The 15,025-nt window shown below is 56.0% G+C and carries 12 protein-coding genes and 1 pseudogene; 10 read left to right on the forward strand and 3 right to left on the reverse strand.

Going from position 1 to position 15,025, the window contains the following annotated elements:
* The first annotated feature begins 6 nt into the window (after window positions 1–6).
* Window positions 7–1,311, forward strand: coding sequence for a hemolysin family protein (locus AC07R0_RS22240; protein WP_495106498.1), 1,305 nt, complete (start codon window positions 7–9; stop codon window positions 1,309–1,311).
* 121 nt (window positions 1,312–1,432) lie between these two features.
* Here the strand turns inward: AC07R0_RS22240 and AC07R0_RS22245 are convergent.
* Both AC07R0_RS22245 and purM read right to left on the reverse strand, forming a co-directional pair.
* Window positions 1,433–2,548 (reverse strand): annotated as a pseudogene (locus tag AC07R0_RS22245) (PilT/PilU family type 4a pilus ATPase); the annotation flags it as partial.
* A 121-nt stretch (window positions 2,549–2,669) separates the two neighbouring features.
* Window positions 2,670–3,710, reverse strand: a complete 1,041-nt coding sequence (purM, locus tag AC07R0_RS22250; protein ID WP_495106499.1) for a phosphoribosylformylglycinamidine cyclo-ligase — start codon at window positions 3,708–3,710, stop codon at window positions 2,670–2,672.
* Between the two features lie 177 nt (window positions 3,711–3,887).
* On the opposite strand from purM, the gene AC07R0_RS22255 reads away from it, so the two are divergent.
* Genes AC07R0_RS22255 through folK form a run of 5 tightly spaced genes read left to right on the forward strand, consistent with a single transcriptional unit; the run spans window position 3,888 to window position 8,326 of the window.
* Entirely contained in the window at window positions 3,888–4,958 is a 1,071-nt protein-coding gene (locus AC07R0_RS22255; RefSeq protein WP_495106500.1) for an AI-2E family transporter, read from the forward strand.
* A 2-nt stretch (window positions 4,959–4,960) separates the two neighbouring features.
* Window positions 4,961–5,632 carry a DnaA regulatory inactivator Hda gene (gene hda, locus AC07R0_RS22260; RefSeq protein ID WP_495106501.1) on the forward strand — a complete coding sequence of 224 codons (672 nt, stop codon included), beginning with the start codon at window positions 4,961–4,963 and terminating at the stop codon, window positions 5,630–5,632.
* Between the two features lie 11 nt (window positions 5,633–5,643).
* Window positions 5,644–6,309, forward strand: a complete 666-nt coding sequence (locus AC07R0_RS22265; protein WP_495099620.1) for a histidinol-phosphatase — start codon at window positions 5,644–5,646, stop codon at window positions 6,307–6,309.
* A gap of 6 nt (window positions 6,310–6,315) precedes the next feature.
* Window positions 6,316–7,857, forward strand: a complete 1,542-nt coding sequence (gene pcnB / locus AC07R0_RS22270; RefSeq protein ID WP_495106502.1) for a polynucleotide adenylyltransferase PcnB — start codon at window positions 6,316–6,318, stop codon at window positions 7,855–7,857.
* Window positions 7,850–8,326, forward strand: coding sequence for a 2-amino-4-hydroxy-6-hydroxymethyldihydropteridine diphosphokinase (gene folK / locus AC07R0_RS22275; protein ID WP_495106503.1), 477 nt, complete (start codon window positions 7,850–7,852; stop codon window positions 8,324–8,326). The genes pcnB and folK overlap by 8 nt, the downstream gene beginning before the upstream one ends.
* A 60-nt stretch (window positions 8,327–8,386) precedes the next feature.
* On the opposite strand, the gene AC07R0_RS22280 is transcribed toward folK, so the two are convergent.
* The gene (locus tag AC07R0_RS22280) at window positions 8,387–9,778 is read right to left on the reverse strand and encodes an undecaprenyl-phosphate glucose phosphotransferase (protein WP_495106504.1); all 1,392 of its coding nucleotides are present in this window, start codon (window positions 9,776–9,778) and stop codon (window positions 8,387–8,389) included.
* 270 nt (window positions 9,779–10,048) lie between these two features.
* Here AC07R0_RS22280 and AC07R0_RS22285 point away from each other — a divergent pair, with 270 nt between their 5' ends.
* From AC07R0_RS22285 to epsF, 4 genes are all read left to right on the forward strand, one after another.
* Window positions 10,049–10,420, forward strand: coding sequence for a hypothetical protein (locus tag AC07R0_RS22285; RefSeq protein WP_495106505.1), 372 nt, complete (start codon window positions 10,049–10,051; stop codon window positions 10,418–10,420).
* A gap of 606 nt (window positions 10,421–11,026) precedes the next feature.
* Window positions 11,027–12,349: a UDP-glucose dehydrogenase family protein gene (locus AC07R0_RS22290; protein ID WP_495106506.1), complete on the forward strand. Its 1,323-nt coding sequence runs from the start codon at window positions 11,027–11,029 to the stop codon at window positions 12,347–12,349.
* 420 nt (window positions 12,350–12,769) lie between these two features.
* Window positions 12,770–13,588, forward strand: coding sequence for a polysaccharide export protein EpsE (gene epsE / locus AC07R0_RS22295; protein WP_495106507.1), 819 nt, complete (start codon window positions 12,770–12,772; stop codon window positions 13,586–13,588).
* A gap of 14 nt (window positions 13,589–13,602) precedes the next feature.
* Entirely contained in the window at window positions 13,603–15,021 is a 1,419-nt protein-coding gene (gene epsF / locus AC07R0_RS22300; protein ID WP_495106508.1) for a chain length determinant protein EpsF, read from the forward strand.
* The last annotated feature ends 4 nt before the right edge of the window (window positions 15,022–15,025 follow it).

A 15,025-nucleotide genomic window follows, 5' to 3' on the forward strand; every position in this document is an offset into this window, starting at 1 on the left:
TGATCCATGGATTTATTGTTGATCGTGCTGTTGACCTTGCTCAACGGCGTTTTTTCTATGTCTGAATTGGCCTTGGCGTCCAGCCGCAAGGCACGTCTGGCGGCGATGGCCGAGGCGGGGGACAAGGGAGCGCAGGCTGCGCTGGATTTGTTGGACAACCCCACGCAATTCCTGTCTTCGGTACAGGTCGGCATCACATCGATCGGCATGGTCAACGGTATTTTGGGTGAGGCCGCGTTCAGCGATGGCGTGTCGGCCTGGATCCAGCACTGGGGTGTGGCGGCACGGGCGGCGGATGTGTCTGCCACGGTGATTGTGGTGACGGTGATTACCTTTGTGACCATCGTGTTTGGTGAGTTGGTGCCAAAGCGCATTGGCCAGCTACATCCTGAACTGGTGGCGCGCTATGTGTCGCGGCCTATGGCGTGGGTGGCTACGGCTGCCAAGCCGTTTGTGCGTTTGCTGTCCTTCAGCACCCAGGCCGTGTTGAAGCTGCTGCGCATCGACAACGCAGCGGGCCGGTCCGTGACCGAAGAGGAAATCGTTGCCAGCCTGGAAGAGGGCGTGGACGCCGGCGTGATCGAAGAGCATGAGCATCTGATGGTGCAGAACGTGTTTCGCCTGGACGAGCGGCCGTTGACATCCCTGATGGTGCCGCGTACCGATGTGGAGTGGCTGGAAGCCACCCACAGCGTGGCGCAATGCCTGCAGATGGCTAGCAGTGGTGGCGACAAGGGGGCGCACTCCTGGTACCCGGTGTGCCGTGGTTCGTTGGACGATGTGGTGGGTGTGATCAGCGTGGCCCGTCTGCTGGAGCTGGGCGCCGACCAGGCCGGCCCGGTGGAGCCGCATGTACTGCCTGCAGCTTTCCTACCCGAAACCCTGAGTGGCATGGAACTGCTGGAGCAGTTCCGCGCCAAGTCGGGCCGCATGGTGTTCGTGGTGGATGAATACGGTGTGGTGCAGGGCTTGATGACTCCGCGCGACTTGTTGGAGGCGATCACCGGTGAGCTGCAGCCCGGTGCGCAGGCCGATGCCTGGGCCACGCAGCGCGAAGATGGCTCCTGGCTGCTGGACGGCCTGATGCCGGTAACGGAGCTGAAGGTGCGCCTGGACATCAAGGAGCTGCCCGACGAGGCGCGGGGCCGCTACAACACCGTGGCAGGCTTGCTGATGTCGGTGTCGGGCCGGATGCTGGCGACGGCGGAGCGTATCGAGTGCGCGGGCTGGCTGTTCGAAGTTGTGGACCTGGACGGCAAGCGCATAGACAAGGTGCTGGCTATGGCTATTGGGACTGCTGATCCAGCTTAGCCTGGCGCAGGCGGGCCATTTGCTCGTCTTCCATTTGGCGGCGTTTTTGCCGCTGCTTCTCCAGCTCTTCCGCGCGCAGCGCTTCGATTTCTTCTTCGGTCAGTGGTTTGTCGAAGGTCAGCTCCATGCCTGCGGCGGTAGCGGGTTCGCCGCGCGCGCTCTTCAGCTTCAGGTTCAGCCTTAGTTCGTTGGCTGAGTCGGCATTGCGGATGGCTTCTTCGTAGGAGATATCGCCTGCGTTGTACAGCTCGAACAGGGCCCAGTCGAAGGTGCGCATGCCCAGCTCGCGCGACTTGTCCATGATGCTTTTCAGGTCGCCAAACGCGCCCTTGAAAATACGGTCGGCCACGATGGGCGTGTTCAACAGTACCTCTACCGCAGCGCGGCGGCCCTTGCCGTCCTCCATGCGCACCAGGCGTTGCGACACGATGGCGCGCATATTCGCCGACAAATCCATCAGCAGTTGGTTGCGCCGTTCTTCGGGGAAGAAGTTGATGATGCGGTCCAGCGCCTGATTGGCATTGTTGGCGTGCAGCGTGGCTAGGCATAGGTGGCCAGTTTCGGCAAATGCAATCGCGTGCTCCATGGTCTGCGGGTCGCGGATTTCGCCGATCAGGATGACGTCAGGGGCCTGGCGTAGCGTGTTCTTCAGTGCGTGGTGCCAAGAATGCGTGTCCACGCCCACCTCGCGGTGGCTGACCAGCGACATCTTGGATGTGTGCACGTACTCCACCGGGTCTTCCACGGTGATGATGTGGCCGCCGGTGCTGGCATTGCGGTGGTCGATCATGGCGGCCAGCGAGGTGGATTTGCCCGAGCCCGTGCCACCCACCACCAGCACCAGCCCGCGCTTGTGCATGATGACTTCCTTCAGCACCTCGGGCAGGACCAGGCTGGCAAAGCTGGGGATTTCGGCCGCAATGGTGCGTATCACCATGCTGACGTTTTGCTGCTGCACGAAGACGTTGACGCGGAAGCGCGCCACACCGGTCAGAGCCATGGCGAAGTTGCACTCCATTTCCTTGGCGAACTCTTCGCGCTGGCGCTCGTTCATCATGGCATGGGCCAGCATGCGGGTGACGTCGCCGGCCAGCTTTTGGGCCGACAAGGCCTTCATCTGGCCGTGGGCCTTCATGCTCGGGGCGAAGTCGCAGGCGATAAACAGGTCCGAGCCACCCGCCTGGTGCATGGCAGTCAGCAGCTTATGCATATAGCTGCGGGCTTGGTCTTCGGTCAAAGCTGACATGGCGGGTCTCGGTTGGAAGTGGGTGCTATCTTTTAAATAGCTGCTAGCGCAGGTAATGTCTGCGCTAGAGGCCTATTCCTTATAAATTAAAAATAGGCCCGTATTCCGAGTGTCAGGCAACTACAACGGGGGCGCTGTCGCCGCGTGGTGCAATTTTGCCGATTTCAAACACCGCTTCACCCAGGCCGCGCAGGGTGGCTGCGGTGGCTGCGGCGTTTGCCGCGTCCACCACCACTACCATGCCGATGCCGTTGTTGAAGGTGCGGTTCATCTCAAAGTCGTCAATGCCGGCTGTCTTTTGCAGCCAGGCGAACAGCTCGGTTTGGGGCCAGCTGCCCTTCACCAGGTGGGCGGCCGTGCCTTCGGGTAGTACGCGGGGGATATTTTCCAGCAGGCCGCCACCGGTGATGTGGGCTAGGGCCTTGATCGGGTGCGCAGCCAGCGCGGCCAGCACGTTTTTCACATACAGGCGGGTGGGTTCCATCAGGGCTTGCTTGAAGGGCTTGCCGTCCAGCGTGGCGGGTGCGGTGTCGCCGGCGCGCTCGATGCACTTGCGCACCAGGCTGAAGCCATTGGAATGCACGCCGCTGCTGGCCAGGCCCAGTACCACGTCGCCGGGGGCGACTTCCTTGCCGGTCAGGATCTTCGACTTTTCGACGGCGCCGACAGCGAAGCCGGCCAGATCGTATTCGCCCGCCGGGTACATGCCGGGCATTTCAGCGGTTTCGCCGCCAATCAGCGCGCAGCCAGACAGCTCGCAACCCTTGGCGATGCCGCCGACCACGGCTGCAGCGGTATCCACATCCAGCTTGCCGCACGCAAAGTAGTCCAGGAAGAAAAGCGGCTCGGCGCCTTGCACCAGCACGTCGTTGACGCTCATGGCCACCAGGTCGATGCCCACGGTGTCGTGCATATTCCACTCGAACGCCAGGCGCAGCTTGGTGCCCACGCCGTCGGTGCCGCTGACCAGCACCGGCTCTTTGTAGCGCTTGGGTACTTCAAACAACGCGCCAAAGCCGCCAATCCCTGCCAGCACGCCTTCGCGCATGGTCTTTTTGGCCAGAGGCTTGATGCGCTCGACCAGGGCGTCGCCGGCGTCGATATCGACCCCTGCGTCCTTGTACGAGAGGGGAGAAGTGTGGGAAGTGGTCATGGTCGGAGCGTGTAGAAGAGGGCGAAAGATGCGGGCATTACTGCCCAGATAAGCGGGCCGACGGGATTTAGCCGTGTAGCCCTATAGAATTTGGGCAGATTTTAAGGGCTTGCGTGTGCATGTCCGCACAGCCGGCTTCCTGCGCCGCCCTCCTTTTCGACCCCAACCCACCTCCTGATGCAATTTACCCCCACCCAAATGCGCGGTTTCACCTGGATTTCCATTGCGCTGGGCATGGTGCTGGCCCTGTGGTTGCTGGGGCCGGTGTTGACGCCGTTCGCGGTGGCGGCGGTGTTGGCCTATGTGCTCACGCCGCTGGTGGATTCGTTGGACAGCCTGTGCCGGGGGCGAGTCCCGCGTTGGTTGGCGGTGACCGTCGTTGAGCTGGGTTTCGTGCTGGCCTTTTTGATGCTGGCGCTGCTGATCGTGCCGATTGTGCTCAAAGAGGCGCCTCTGATGCGCGAGCAGCTGCCGGGCCTGCTGGACGGCCTGGTGCGCTGGCTGCAGCCCTTGTTAGCCCAGCTGGGACTGAAGATATCGCTGGACCCGGCCAGCATCAAGGCCTTTGCCTTCAAGTACCTGAATGCCAATGTGGAGGAGGCGCTGGGCTCCCTGCTGTCTTCGCTCAAGCTAGGCGGCAGCGTGGCGCTGTCGGTCGTGGGGAATCTGCTGCTGATTCCCGCAGCCTTGTTTTACCTGCTGATGGATTGGGACCGTTTTGTGGCCCTGGTGGTGCAGTTCGTGCCTACCCGCCTGCGCGCGGGCTTTGACCGTTTTGTGGAAGAGGCCGACCAGGTGCTGGGCCAGTATCTGCGTGGTCAGTTGCTGGTGATGCTGATCATGGCGGTTTTCTACGCGGTAGGCCTGAGCCTGTTCGGTCTGGACCTGGGCGTGCCCATCGGCATCTTCACCGGCCTGGCCATGTTCGTACCTTACCTGGGGTTTGGTGTGGGCCTGGTGCTAGCCAGCCTGGCAGGGATATTGCAGTTTGCCTCCATCAAGGCGGTGGTCATGGTGGCTGTCGTATTTGGCTCCGGCCAGGTGCTGGAAAGCCTGTTCCTGACCCCTCGTCTGGTCGGTGAGCGGATAGGTCTGCATCCGCTGGCGGTGATTTTTGCCTTGCTGGCGTTTGGCGAGGTGTTCGGTTTTGTCGGCGTGCTGGTGGCTTTGCCTGTCAGTGCGGTGATGTTGGTGGGCATACGTCGTTTGCGCGTGCGCTACCTGGCCAGCCCGTTCTACCGGGGATGAGCATGCAGCAACTGGTATTGGACATCGGCTTGGCTACCAGTCCTACGCTGGGCAATTTCTTTGCCGGTCAGAACCAGGCTGCGCTGCAGCATGTGCAGCAGGCCGTGGTGGACGCCGGCCGTCCTTTGCAAACCTATCTGTGGGGCGAGCCCGCCACCGGCAAAACCTATTTGCTGCGCGCGGTGCGCGAGGCCTACCGCATGCAGGCCGCCCAGGTGGGCTGGCTGGACCCCAGCGTCTACGAACCGCCCGAGTTTGACGATAGCTGGGCGGCTGTGCTGCTGGACGACGTGCATCTGTACAACCCCGCTCAGCAGCATATGGCCTTCAAGTGGTTTGTGAATGCGCAGACCTGCAACTGCTGGGTGCTGGGTGCGGGTGATGTGCCACCGGCCGACCTGGCGCTGCGGGAAGACCTGCGTACCCGCTTGGGCGGCGGCCACGTGTTCGCGCTGCAAGTGCTGAGTGAAGACGAGCGCCGCGCCGTGCTGCGCCGCGAGGCACAGGCCCGCGGCCTGGTGCTCAGCGACGAGGTGGTGGACTTCATGTTGCGCCGCTTCAGCCGCGACCTGGGCAGCTTGATGCAGTTGCTGGAGCACCTGGACCGTTACGCGCTGCAGACCCAGCGCGCCATCACTATTCCTTTGGTCAAATCCATGCTGGAGACAATTTGAAAGAGCAACCTGTGAAACTGGCGCTGTTCGACCTCGACCACACGCTGATCCCTATGGATTCCGATTACGCCTGGGGCAGCTACACCACCGATATCGGTTGGACCGACCCTGTAGTGTTCAAGCAGCGCAACGACGACTTCTACGCCCACTATAAGGCCGGCACGCTGGATATCCACGAGTACGTGCTCTTTGCCACCGCGGCAGCTCGGCGCCAGGGTGCTACTAAATCCATAGCTGCCCACGCAGACTTCATGCGCACAGTCGTGCAGCCTTCCATTACGCCGCAGGCGCTGGACTTGCTTCAGCAGCACCGCGAGGCGGGTGCACAGCTGGTCATCGTCACCGCCACCAACGCCTTCGTCACCCGGCCTATCGCCCAGGCGCTGGGCGTCGAGGAGTTGATTGCGGTCGATCTGGAGCAGGACGCGAGCGGTTGGATCACCGGCAACATCCAGGGCGTGCCGTCCTTTCGCGAGGGCAAGATCACCCGCGTGGAACAATGGCTGGCCCAACGGGGCCTGGGCTGGCAGGATGTGGACGCCACCTTTTATTCCGACTCCATCAACGACCTGCCACTGCTGGAAAAAGTCCAGCATCCCGTCGCCACCAACCCCGACGCGCGTTTACGCGCAATTGCCCAGGAGCGCGGCTGGCGCATACTGGAGCTGTTTTCCTAATTCCCCATGATCAAGACATTTATCGACAAACTGCTGGGCAAAAAGCCCGCTGCGAAACAGCCGAAATTCGGCAAACGCGCTGAAATCCCAGTCACCGAGCACGGCATCAACCCCTCTTTGGTGGACGAGCGCGCCATCAATGTGGTCAGCACGCTTCAGGCGGCTGGCTTCGAGGCCTATATCGTCGGCGGCGCCGTGCGCGACCTGCTGGTGGGCCTGCGCCCCAAGGACTTTGACGTGGCCACCAATGCCACGCCCGAGCAGGTCAAGGGCCTGTTCCGCCGCGCCTTCATCATTGGCCGTCGCTTTCGCATCGTCCACGTGGTGTATGGGCGGGGTCGTGAAAACGAGGTCATCGAGGTTTCTACCTTCCGCGCCTATATGGACAACGCCGCCGCCGAGCAGGTGGCCGGCAACGAGCGCACCAGCAAGAGCGAGCTGGCGAACATGAAGCACGCGGTCGATTCCAGTGGCCGAGTGCTTCGCGACAACGTCTGGGGCCCGCAAGATGAAGACGCGGCCCGCCGCGACTTCACCATCAACGCCATGTACTACGACCCCAAGAGCCAGATCGTGGTGGACTACCACGGCGGCATCAAGGACACCAAGAACCGCGTCATCCGCATGATTGGCGACCCGGCCACCCGCTACCGCGAAGACCCGGTGCGCATCATTCGCGCCGTACGCTTCTCTGCCAAGTTGGGGGCCCTGGGTTTCACTATCGAGCCTAAAACCGCCGCGCCGCTGGTGCATTCGCAGAAGTTGCTGGCTGATGTGCCGCAAAGCCGCTTGTTCGATGAAATGCTCAAGCTGCTGCAAACTGGCCACGCCGTGGCCACCATCGCGCAGCTACGCAAGCTCGGTATGGCCACCGGTATCTATCCCTTGCTGGACGTGGTGGTGGAGCGCGCCGACCAGCCCTTTGTGCTGGCCGCGCTACAAGACACGGACCGCCGCGTAGGCGAGGGCAAGCCCGTCGCACCCTGCTTCCTGTTGGCGTGTGTGCTGTGGGCCGATGTGCGTGAGGGCTGGGCTGCCCGGACGGGCCGCCAGCCGCCCTTCGTGGCGCTGCAGGATGCTATTGAAGACGTGTTCAACGCCCGCATTGGTGACGTATCCGGTCGCGGCAAGCTGGCTGGTGACATGCGCGAGACCTGGCTGATGCAGCCGCGCTTTGAAAAGCGCGTGGGCAGCGGCCCCTACGGCATGATCGACCAGCCGCGCTTTCGGGCTGCCTTCGACTTCATGCGCTTGCGCGCCGATGCCGGCGAGGTGGATCAATCTATCGCCGATTGGTGGCAGGAGTTCACTACCGGCAGCGATGACCAGCGCGAAGACCTGCTGGCCCAGGCCCGCGAAGAGCAGGGCCGCCGCCAGAAGGTCGTGCGTGTACCCCGTGTGGTCTCACAGCCACGTGTGCCTGCAGACCAGCCAGCCGCCGTGGACGCGGCTTCTGAGTCTGACGTAGCAGCTGCCCCTAAGAAGCGCCGCCGCCGTCGCAAGCCCGGTGCGGGCGGTGCCGCACCCGCGGCCGGCTCCGATGCCTGAGCAGCTACGCGCACCAGTTACCGCCTACATCGCTCTCGGCGCCAACCTGGGGGATGCCGCGGGCACGCTATTGGCGGCCATGGATGCCATCCACGCGCTGCCGCAGACCCAGGTGGCGCAACGTTCCTCGCTGTACCGCACCGCCCCCGTGGACTCGGCTGGTCCAGATTATGTCAATGCGGTTGTTGAAGTAATAACGGGTTTGTGCGCGCCTGATCTGCTGGTGCAGCTACAGAAAATAGAGCAATCGGCAGGGCGCCTGCGCCCGTACCAGAACGCACCACGCACGCTGGACCTGGATATTCTGTTGTTTGGCGCAGCCCGAATCGAGAGCCCGGCGTTGACCGTGCCGCACCCGCGCATGTGGCAGCGTGCTTTTGTATTGCACCCTTTGGCGGAGATTGCACCCGCGCAAGTGGCGTTGGATCAGCTAGATACGGTGCACGATCAGGCTATAGAAAAACTATAAGAAAAGTGCCGCTGGCGCAAATTTATTCTGCGGTGCCAGCTATCTAAAATATAGCAGCCGTCAATACGCTTTTTTATCGTTCAGAACCACCAGCACGGTTTTGACGATGATCCACAAGTCAAATCCCAGAGACCAGTTGCGCAGGTACTCCAGGTCGTATTCGATGCGTTTTTCCATCTTGTCGATGGTTTCGGTCTCGCCCCGGTAGCCGCTAACCTGTGCCCAGCCCGTAATGCCGGGTTTGACCTTGTGCCGCACCATATAGCCCTTGACCAATTTGCGGTAGGTTTCGTTGTGGGCTACCGCATGGGGGCGAGGACCCACGATGCTCATCCGGCCCTGCAGCACATTGAAGAATTGGGGTAGTTCGTCGAGCGACGTTTTCCGCAAGATCGCCCCCAGCGGGGTGATGCGGCTATCGTTCTTTGTCGCTTGCTTGACCACGGAACCATTGTCTTCTGTCGTCATGGAGCGGAATTTGTAAACCAGAATTTCCTTCCCATCCAGCCCGTATCGACGTTGCTTGAAAATAATCGGGCCTGGCGACGTGAATTTGACAGCCAGACCCAGCAGTAAAAAGACAGGCGACGCGAGCAGCAGTATTAAAGCCGATAGCACGATATCCGATATACGCTTTACGATACCTGCCATGCCATTGAACGGTGTTTCGCATACTGCCATGACCGGCATGTGCCCCACATTGGTCAAACGACCTTGTATCAAGTCGGTCATGAAGATATCTGGTGCGAAGTAGATTGATGCCGTTGTGTCTTTCAGGTCATCTAGTAGCGCAAGGATACGAGGTTGCGAGGCCATTGGCAGAGCTAGATATAGAGCTTCTACCCTATTCTTATTCATATAGTCCGCCAGGTCGGCCATGCGGCCTAGCAGCGGGACATTGTCCAACTCGCCCATGCGATCAGGGCTGCGGTCATCAAAAAAACCCAGCACACGGGTATTGAGATAGGGGTTGGATTTGAATTCTCGCAGCAGCCGCAAACCGACCTCGTTTACGCCAGTGATGACAACCTGGCGCTGTCCACCTTTGGCCATGGCGTTAGGCAAAGTCCAGCGCAGAAAGAAATGGCAGCTTATTTGAACGAGGGGGGTCAGTAAGGCCCACGCAATCAGCACCGGGCGGGTAAAGCTCTTCATGTATCCCGTGGCAACACCAAATCCACCCAGGATTAGCAAGAACACGAGCCAACTGGTTAGTAGCTTGTGCAACATACGCCGAGGTGATTCGTGGAAGCCTATATTGCCAGGAAATGCTAGGGAAAACGCTATAACGCCCAGGATGATGTACTGCGCCGAAAACGGGTGCGAGTACCAAGCCAAGCAAGCCATCAATGTAACCAAAGTAACCAAAGGGTCCAGGAAGGCCTCGATGGTGCTGGTCAGGGTGAAGCTTGGTCTTAGGAAATTTTTGTGTTTGTCAAGAGCGTTTATCATGGAAAGCGGAGAAATGAAAACCTCTGAAGCAAAAAATGTGCACCAATGTACCAAGATATAGGGCTATAACGGATTGCAATGTGTGGGTAAATTGTCAGTATTTTTTACGTCGTAACAATATTACACACATTTTCGGTGGGAGTCAGGATACTATGTTGCGCTGCAGCATGTTGTTTTTGCTGAAACTTTAAAAGCCCCCTAAGGGTTTTCCATGTATTCGGCATGGATGTTGCAATCTTGCTTCTGTGTCAACAAACGAATGGTTGTCGTATGAAAAAACTGATCTACATTCTGGCAGCGCTGACGTTAGGTATTGCAAATGTGCAGACGGTATCTGCTGCATCTGCTAGGGATCCTGGTGTTCCTGTGACTGCAGCACAGGTAACTACTTTGGGTGTGGCAAAAGACACCGCGAGTATGGATGCATTGGTTCAGTCTTTGCAGCCAGCCGGTATGGTCAAAGTGGGTTTTGTTCCGAATTCACGTAGTCGTGTGAAGGACGGGGCTGCTGTCGGTGGGGTGGGCCAAGATGCCATATCGGAAGCCTCTACTCCCGAGCAACCGTCGGCCAATGATGGTCGAATGCTTGTGGCCGGGCTAGTGCTGATTGGAGTCATTGCTATTCGCCGCATCCGAGGGTAATGCGCGGTATGGCGTGCTGTTGCTCTCATTCTCTAATCGAACAAGGTTCTAGGACTGCAACTTTTTTGGGGCTTTATTTTTTAGCCTTGCATGGTTTTGTGGGGTGATTGTGCAGTTTAGTTCTAATATCCTTAAGTTCCTTACTGGTTTGTGCCTCATCCATTTCCCACGGGTAAGGTGAGATAAGCCCAATTTATATTGACCTCATAGTGAGTTGAAAAGTGTTCTGCACAGAAACCTCTTAGAGTGATATTTCCAGTAGTTTAATATTGAGTAAGTGTCGATGGTTGGCTATGCTTTCTGCATGATTGCCGGGAAGATGGCTAATGATATTGGTTGTAAAGATTTGCTTGTTTTTGGATAAGGTTTGATTGAGTTTTCCTGTGGTTTTGGGGAGAGTGTTTATCGTAGATTTTTTATGAATGGCTGAAGTGAATTTCGCTAATTTATGTCCAGGGGCTTGGTTGTCTTTGGCGAGGCGAGATTTTCTGCTGTCGCAATTTTTAATTTTTAACGGTTATCATTGTTCGTTTTTGTTGGCTGAGCGGTTGTTTTGCTTGGCCTATATACAGTTTATTTGCCAGAGTTCAAACAAGGGTCGTTTTCATGAAAATTACGGTCATCGGCACCGGTTATGTGGGGTTGGTGTCGGGTGCTTGCCTGGCAGACGTAGGTAACGATGTGTTGTGCTTGGATGTGGATCCAGTCAAGATCCGAATTTTGGAAGACGGGGGCATTCCGATACATGAACCTGGGTTGCAAGAGGTAGTGCGGCGCAATGTTGAGGCTGGGCGGCTTTCGTTTACCACCGACGTGCAACGTGCTGCACAGTTCGGTGTAATTCAGTTTATTGCAGTGGGAACGCCACCTGATGAAGATGGTTCTGCCGATTTGCAATATGTATTGGCTGCAGCGCGCAATATTGGTAAACACATGGATGGTTATCGCGTTATTGTTGATAAATCAACCGTGCCGGTTGGTACTGCCGACAAGGTGCGGGCCGCAGTGCATGCTGAACTGGCGCAACGAGATGGCAAGTTTGATTTCAGCGTGGTATCCAACCCAGAGTTTCTGAAGGAGGGAGCTGCGATTGAGGATTTCATGCGGCCTGACCGCATCGTAGTTGGTGCTGACGAAGAAAGTGCCATTGGGCTGATGAGGCAGCTTTACGGCCCTTTCCAGCGTAACCATGAAAAGCTGGTATTAATGGATGTTCGTTCTGCCGAACTTACAAAGTACGCCGCCAATGCCATGTTGGCGACGCGCATTAGTTTTATGAACGAGTTGGCTAATTTGTCAGAGGCACTTGGAGCTGACATCGAGTTGGTGCGTATGGGCATAGGCGGTGATCCTCGGATCGGAAGCCATTTTCTTTACTCCGGTTGTGGATATGGCGGTTCTTGTTTCCCTAAAGATGTCAAAGCGTTGATTCAGACCGCCGGCCAGAACGGCAAAATATTGCGGGTACTCAGTGCTGTGGAAGAGGCCAATGATGCACAAAAGCACGTGCTGGTGCAGAAGATCACACAGCGCTTTGGTGAGGATCTTTCAAGTCGCCGATTCGCGCTTTGGGGCCTGGCGTTTAAGCCTAATACGGACGATATGCGTGATGCACCAAGCCGTGTCATTGTGGCAGAACTCTTGCGGCGGGGCGCAACCGTTACTGCCTATGACCCAGTAGCAATGCCGGAGGCGGAGCGCATTTTTGGTGACGAGCCACGGCTGACCTTTGCGGGACGTCCAAAAAGTGCTTTAGATGGGGCTGACGCACTGGTTATCGTTACGGAGTGGAAAGAGTTTCGTAGTCCTGATTTCGATGCGATTAAAAGCCGTCTGCGCCAGCCTGTTGTTTTTGATGGGCGCAATCTGTATGCCCCGGCTCTGGTACGGGCATTGGGCATCGAGTATTTCAGCATTGGTCGAGCTTAAGTGCTGACGCAAGTCGAGCTACCTGTAGTTTTTGCAGCTTTACTTGAGGGTCCTGCTAATTTGATGCCATTATTTATCGGGCATGGTTAACTGTGATTTGTGCTCGAACAGCGTAACAGTTAGTCTTTGGTTGGCGGTTAAAGGGCTTGTATTACTTTCATACAATTAGCCTAGTGCAAATATTGTGCGCCACGGAAAAATGTGCAAAAGTTCTATTATTAAGCTGAACATTGATTGGGTAAATTTAATTGACATTGAATAAAAAATCACTATCCTGTGTTCGGTAAAATGCGAGAGAATGTGATTTTTTGATGGAATTTAATTAAATAAGTTTTTTTGAAAAACTAATATTTTTCAAATCAATATTATTGTTCAATTATTTGTTAATTTATGTTGCTTGGAAAAATCAAATAAAATATTATGATTCATCGCTTGGTTCGAATATTTTTGGTGTTTGTTGCTTTTTTCGCTATAAATGCCTTGGCACAACCAAAGCAGGAGTACACCCTGGGCGCCGGCGACACGATTCGTGTCCAAGTTTTTCAGAATCCGGATCTTACGATTGAAGCGCGTGTGTCTGAGGGCGGAAACATTAGTTTCCCATTAATTGGTGCGGTTCAATTAGGGGGGCTGCCAGTCGGTGCTGCTGAACGAAAAATTGCGGATGCGCTGATGCAAGGTGGCTTCGTGCGTAAACCCCAGGTCAACATCATCCTGCTGCAGTTGCGCGGTAGCCAAGTGACGGTATTGGGTCAAGTCGTTCGCCCTGGGCGTTTTCCGCTTGAAACATTCAATATGCGTGTTACTGATGTCCTTGCGGCAGCGGGAGGTGCAATACCGGGCGGCACAAATGCTTCTGGTGGAGACGATGTTGTTATCGTTACTGGCATGCGTGAAGGTAAGCCATTTCGTAAAGAGATAGATATACCTTTACTGTACTTAAATGATCAGTCGGAAAATAACATTTTGCTGATGGGGGGGGATGGTATATATGTTCCGCGGGCTCCAGTTTTTTATATCTACGGCGAAGCGCAGCGTTCAGGTGTTTACCGTATTGAGCGTGGCATGACGATAATGCAGGCGCTTGCTACCGGCGGTGGTCCCACTATGCGCGGTACAGAAAAGAGAATTCGCTTGCATCGAAAAAATGCAGCGGGTGCTACGGAAGAGATTTTTCCGCAGATGACCGATACAGTCATGCCAAACGACGTGATATACGTTCGTGAAAGCCTTTTTTAAAACGGTCATAGATCATGACGCCTCAGCTTTTTATTCTTATTCTGCGCGCTCGCTACAAGATAGCGCTGCTCACGTTAGTGTTGATCGTACTAACGACCTTTTTGGTTAGTATGTGGTTGCCAAAGCAATACATGGCAAGTACCTCCGTCGTGATTGATGTTAAGTCCCCGGACCCTGTGGCAGGTCTTGTTCTACCGGGCTTGACCCAACCTAGCTATATGGCCACACAGCTTGACATTATTAATAGTGATCGGGTGACACAGCGTGTAGTTAAGCTATTGCGTTTGGATGAGGATCCTGACATTAAAGCTGATTGGATGAAGGCTACTAAAGGTAAAGGCCAGCTGAGTTTATGGATTGCAGGTCGTTTGCAGCGCAAGTTAGATGTAAAGCCATCCAAGGAAAGCAATGTCATCAGTATTGGCTTCTCAGGCACTGATCCAGTCTATGTTGCAGCGGTAGCAAATGCTTATGCCCGTGCATATATTGATGTCAATCTTGATTTAAAAACTGAACCAGCACGCCAATACGCCAGCTGGTTTGAAGGTCAAGCCAAAACACTACGTGATCAGTTAGAGAAAGCACAGTCTGCCCTGACCGAATACCAGGAAAAGAATAATGTTCTGGCTATGGATGAACAGCGTGTTGATTATGAAAAATCAAAGTTGAGTGAGCTTTCTCAAGCATTGACTAATGTGCAGGCGCAAACTTCCGATAGCTCAAGCAAGCGTCTATCGACTAGGAGTTCAGACACGCTTTCTGATGTCATGCAGAGCCAAGTGATTATGAACCTCAAATCGGAAATCAATACGCTGGAAGCAAAATTGCAGGAAAGTAACGTCAACCTGGGTAAAAACCACCCGCAGACCCAGCGTACTGAATCTGAGTTGGCATCCTTGAAAGAAAAGCTGGCTGCGGAAACGCGACAAATATCAAGCAGCATCAATACCTCTTACCAAATAGGTAAACAAAGGGAAAAGGAGCTGATGGAGGCAATCGAGTCCCAGAAAAAACGTGTGATCGACCTAAGTCAGGAGCGGGACCAAATTACCGTATTAAGGCGAGAAGTCGAATCAGCCCAGCGCGCCTTTGATACGGTCAGTGCAAAATCCGTGCAAACCCGGATGGAGAGTCAAACAGTGCAGACAAACGTTGCCATTTTGACGCCAGCAGCTGAACCCACTGCTCCGTCTAAACCTAACATATTTATTAACGTCGCAGCCTCGGTTGTCATGGGAAGCATGCTGGGCTTAGGTATTGCTTTGCTGCAGGAGGTTATTAATCGTCGTGTACGTTCTGCTGAAGATTTGGCTGCGGTTACCAATCTGCCAGTTCTTGCATCTATTACATCGGTGGCGACACCTACCAGGTGGCGTGATCTACTGGATTTTTTCTTTCGGCGTAAAGCGCCTATTTCAGCTCGGGCGGTCTGAGTGC

The organism is Rhodoferax sp. GW821-FHT07F03, assembly GCF_059418745.1.